The following is a 4,115-nucleotide window of genomic DNA, read 5'->3' as shown; positions in this document are numbered from 1 at the left end:
CGTCCGCGGCGCAGGCCTTCGCCGGTCCCTCGATCGCGGCCCGCGAGGGCGACGAGGCTGGCGAGGGCATCGAGGCCGACGAGGGCATGGAGGACATCGATGACATCGAGGACATCGAGGACATCGAGGCAGACGCGGGCAACGAGGGCATCCAGGTCAATGACGGCGACGAGGGCGCCGGCGGCGTATCGCACACCGCCCGCGCCGCCGCGCCCATGCCCCGCCCGCTGGCCTTCGACCTCGGCGGGATCTCGCTCGACCTCGATGCCGGCGGGGATGCCGGCCGCCATGCCGCAGATGCCGCCGACGCCGCCGACGCCGACGCCGACGCCAACGACCCGGGCGACCGGCCCCGCAAGGGCTCGCCTGATATCATGGCGCCCCCCGACAAGCCCGCCGACACGCCCCCGCGTCCGTAACCCCGCATCCATGACCCGTCTTGCCCTCGGCCTCCACTACGACGGCACCGCCTTCTCCGGCTGGCAGTCCCAGCCGCATCGCAATACCGTGCAGGACGTGCTGGAGGACGCCATCGCCCGCTTCGCCGGCGAGCGGCTTCCGACCACCGTGGCGGGGCGCACCGATGCCGGCGTGCATGCGCTGGGGCAGGTGATCCATCTCGATACCGTGCTGTCGCGCGAACCGTTCTCCTGGGTGCGCGGCGTCAATGCCTTCCTGCCGCCGACGATCGCGCTGCAATGGGCCAAGCCGGTCGACGAGGCGTTTCACGCGCGCTTTGCCGCCTTCGAGCGGACCTATTACTACGCGCTCTATACCGGACCGCACCGCGCGCCGCTGGTGCACGGCCGCGCCGGCTACCTGATGCTGCCGCCGGGCAAGCGGCTCGACGTGGATGCGATGCGCGAGGCCGCCGCCTGCCTGATCGGCGAGCACGATTTCTCGGCCTTCCGCGCCGCCGAATGCCAGGCGAAGTCGCCGGTCAAGACGATGTACGAGATCCGCATCCACGCCGACCGCGACTGGGTGTTCCTGCGTTTTCGCGCCAGCGCCTTCCTGCACCACATGGTCCGCAACCTGATGGGTTGCCTGGTGGCGGTGGGGCGGGGTCGCTATCCGGCCTCGTGGCTGGCCGAGGTGCTGGCCTCGCGCCAGCGCAGCATGGCCGCGCCCACCTTCATGCCGGACGGCCTGTATCTGGCCGGGGTCAGGTATCCTGAGCCCTATGGCATCCCGGCCGCCGATCCGGCCGGCAGCCTGTTTCATGGAGTGTTTGCCGATGCCTTCGCCAACTAGCGCGCCCGGCGCCGCAGCCGCGCCCGCCGCTGCGCCGGCCGAGTTTGTGCCGGTCCGCCCGCGCACCCGCATCAAGATCTGCGGGCTGACGCGCGAGGACGATGTGCGCGCGGCGGTCGACGCCGGCGCCGATGCGATCGGGCTGGTGTTCTATCCCGGCAGTCCCCGCCATGTCGACGTGGCCCGCGCCGCGGCGCTGGCCGAGGCCGCCGGCCCCTTCGTCGCGGTGGTCGGCCTGTTCGTCAATGCCGACGCCGAGGACATCGCCCACGTGGCCGAGCGCGTGCCGCTGTCGCTGCTGCAGTTCCACGGCGACGAGAGCGCGCAGGACTGCGCGCGCGCCGCCCAGCGCTGCCGGCTGCCGTTCCTGCGCGCCGCGCGTGTGCGCCCCGGCCTCGATTTGGTAGAATTCGGCGATCAATATCGTGACGCCGCGGCCATCCTGCTCGATGCCTTCGTCGAAGGCTATGGCGGCGGCGGCCACGCCTTCGACTGGACCCTGATCCCTCCCGGATGGATTGCGCCTAGCCCCAGCACATCACCATGCAACGGCAATCGAACCGCAAGCGCCGCTCCTCGCATCGTTTTGAGTGGTGGGTTGAACGCGCAAAACGTGGCTGGCGCGATTGAGCGCGTGCGCCCCTACGCCGTCGATGTCAGCAGCGGCGTGGAGGCGGCCAAGGGCGTCAAGGATCCCGCCCGCATCGCCGACTTCGTGCGCGCGGTGCGCGCCGCGGATGCCAACCACGCCGCCTGAGCCTGGCGACCGACCGGCGCCGATGACAGACATCGCGCCGGTCCCGCAAGCCACCCTGTTCCCCTGCCGCGGCCGATCCATCGAGGACGGCCGCGCCACCCGGAAGCCCCACTCATGTACAACCTGCCCGATTCCCGCGGCCATTTCGGCCCCTATGGCGGTACCTTCGTCTCCGAGACCCTGACCCATGCGCTGGACGAACTGCGCGAGGCCTATGCCGGCCTGAAGAACGACGCCGAGTTCGACGCCGAATTCCGCCGCGAGCTGAAGCACTTCGTCGGCCGGCCGTCGCCGATCTACCATGCGCAGCGCTGGAGCGAGACGCTCGGCGGCGCGCAGATCTTCTTCAAGCGCGAGGACCTGAACCACACCGGCGCGCACAAGATCAACAACGTGATCGGCCAGGCCCTGCTTGCCAGGAAGATGGGCAAGCCGCGCGTGATCGCCGAGACCGGCGCCGGCCAGCACGGCGTGGCCACCGCCACCATCGCCGCGCGCTTCGGCATGGAGTGCGTGGTCTATATGGGCGCCGAGGACATCAAGCGCCAGGCCGCCAACGTCTACCGGATGAAGCTGCTCGGCGCCACCGTGGTGCCGGTCGAGAGCGGTTCGAGGACGCTGAAGGACGCGCTGAACGAGGCGATGCGCGACTGGGTGACCAACGTCGAGAACACCTTCTACATCATCGGCACCGTCGCCGGCCCGCACCCGTATCCCGCAATGGTGCGCGATTTCCAGTGCGTGATCGGCGAGGAGGCCAAGGTGCAGATGCCCGAGCTGACCGGCCGGCAGCCCGATGCGGTGATCGCCTGCATCGGCGGCGGCTCCAACGCGATGGGCATCTTCTATCCGTATATCGACCACCAGGACGTCAGGCTGATCGGCGTCGAGGCGGCCGGCGACGGCATCGACACCGGCCGGCACGCTGCGTCGCTCAGCGCCGGTTCCCCCGGCGTGCTGCACGGCAACCGCACCTATCTGCTGCAGGATCCGAACGGCCAGATCATCGAGACGCATTCGGTGTCGGCGGGGCTGGACTATCCGGGCGTCGGTCCCGAGCACGCGTGGCTCAAGGACAGCGGCCGCGCCGAGTACGTCTGCATCACCGACGACGAGGCACTGCGCGCCTTCCACGATTGCTGCCGCATCGAGGGCATCATCCCGGCGCTCGAATCGAGCCATGCGATCGCCTACGCGTGCAAGCTGGCGCCGACGCTGCCCAAGGACAAGCTGCTGCTGGTCAATCTGTCCGGGCGCGGCGACAAGGACATGCACACGGTCGCCGAACGTGCGGGGTTGACGCTCTGATGCGCACGCTTCCCGAAGCCGCACCGGGCGCCGCCGCCGCGGATACCACCACGCCGACGGTCGGCGGCGGCGACGCGATCGCGCTGACCGCCGCGCCGGCGCTGCCAGCCCTGCTGTACCAGGAGGACGTGCTCGACGGCGTGCGCCGGCTGGCCGACGGTTCGATCGATCTCGTGGTCGCCGACCCGCCCTACGGGCTCGGCAAGGACTACGGCAACGATTCGGACCGGCTGTCGGGCCAGGCCTATCTGGAATGGTCCGAGCGCTGGATCGACGCGGTGGTGCCCAAACTGTCGCCGCGCGGCTCGCTGTACCTGTTCTGCACCTGGCAGTACTCGCCCGAGCTGTTCGTGATGCTCAAGCGCCGGCTGACGATGGTCAACGAGATCATCTGGGACCGGCGCGTGCCCAGCATGGGCGGCACCACGCGCAAGTATTCGTCGGTGCACGACAACATCGGCTTCTTCGCCAAGGCGCGCGACTACTACTTCGACCTGGACTCGGTGCGCGTGCCGTACGACGCCGAGACCAAGAAGGCGCGCAGCCGGCCGCGCTTCGAGGGCAAGAAGTGGCTGGAGGTCGGCTACAACCCGAAGGACCTGTGGAGCGTGCCGCGCATCCATCGGCAGGACCCGGAGCGCGCCGACCATCCGACCCAGAAGCCGCTGCAGATCGTCGAGCGGATGGTGCTGTCCAGCTGTCCGCCCGGCGGGCTGGTGCTCGATCCGTTCACCGGCAGCGGCACCACCGCGGTGGCCTGCGCCCGGCATGGGCGCCGCTTCGTCGGCTTCGAGAT

The 4,115-nt window shown here is 69.9% G+C and carries 5 protein-coding genes; all 5 read left to right on the top strand.

Annotated elements, in window-relative coordinates; all coding sequences use genetic code 11:
* The coding region (locus tag AC6EI8_RS24830; protein WP_498383169.1) for a hypothetical protein at positions 1–419 on the top strand (419 nt) is incomplete at its 5' end.
* A gap of 10 nt (positions 420–429) precedes the next feature.
* Complete coding sequence (gene truA, locus AC6EI8_RS24825; protein WP_150083588.1) at positions 430–1,254, top strand: tRNA pseudouridine(38-40) synthase TruA; 825 nt, start codon at positions 430–432, stop codon at positions 1,252–1,254.
* Positions 1,238–2,011, top strand: a complete 774-nt coding sequence (locus AC6EI8_RS24820) for a phosphoribosylanthranilate isomerase (RefSeq protein WP_149317000.1) — start codon at positions 1,238–1,240, stop codon at positions 2,009–2,011. Before truA ends, AC6EI8_RS24820 begins: the two co-directional genes overlap by 17 nt.
* Positions 2,012–2,125: 114 nt before the next feature.
* Positions 2,126–3,319 carry a tryptophan synthase subunit beta gene (trpB, locus tag AC6EI8_RS24815; protein ID WP_149317001.1) on the top strand — a complete coding sequence of 398 codons (1,194 nt, stop codon included), beginning with the start codon at positions 2,126–2,128 and terminating at the stop codon, positions 3,317–3,319.
* Positions 3,319–4,115, top strand: a 797-nt coding sequence (locus AC6EI8_RS24810) for a DNA-methyltransferase (protein ID WP_498383168.1), incomplete at its 3' end; no start/stop codon positions are given. The genes trpB and AC6EI8_RS24810, both read left to right, overlap by 1 nt.

This window comes from Cupriavidus sp. R6-3, assembly GCF_059772245.1.
This window is presented reverse-complemented; position numbering and strand designations above follow the sequence as displayed.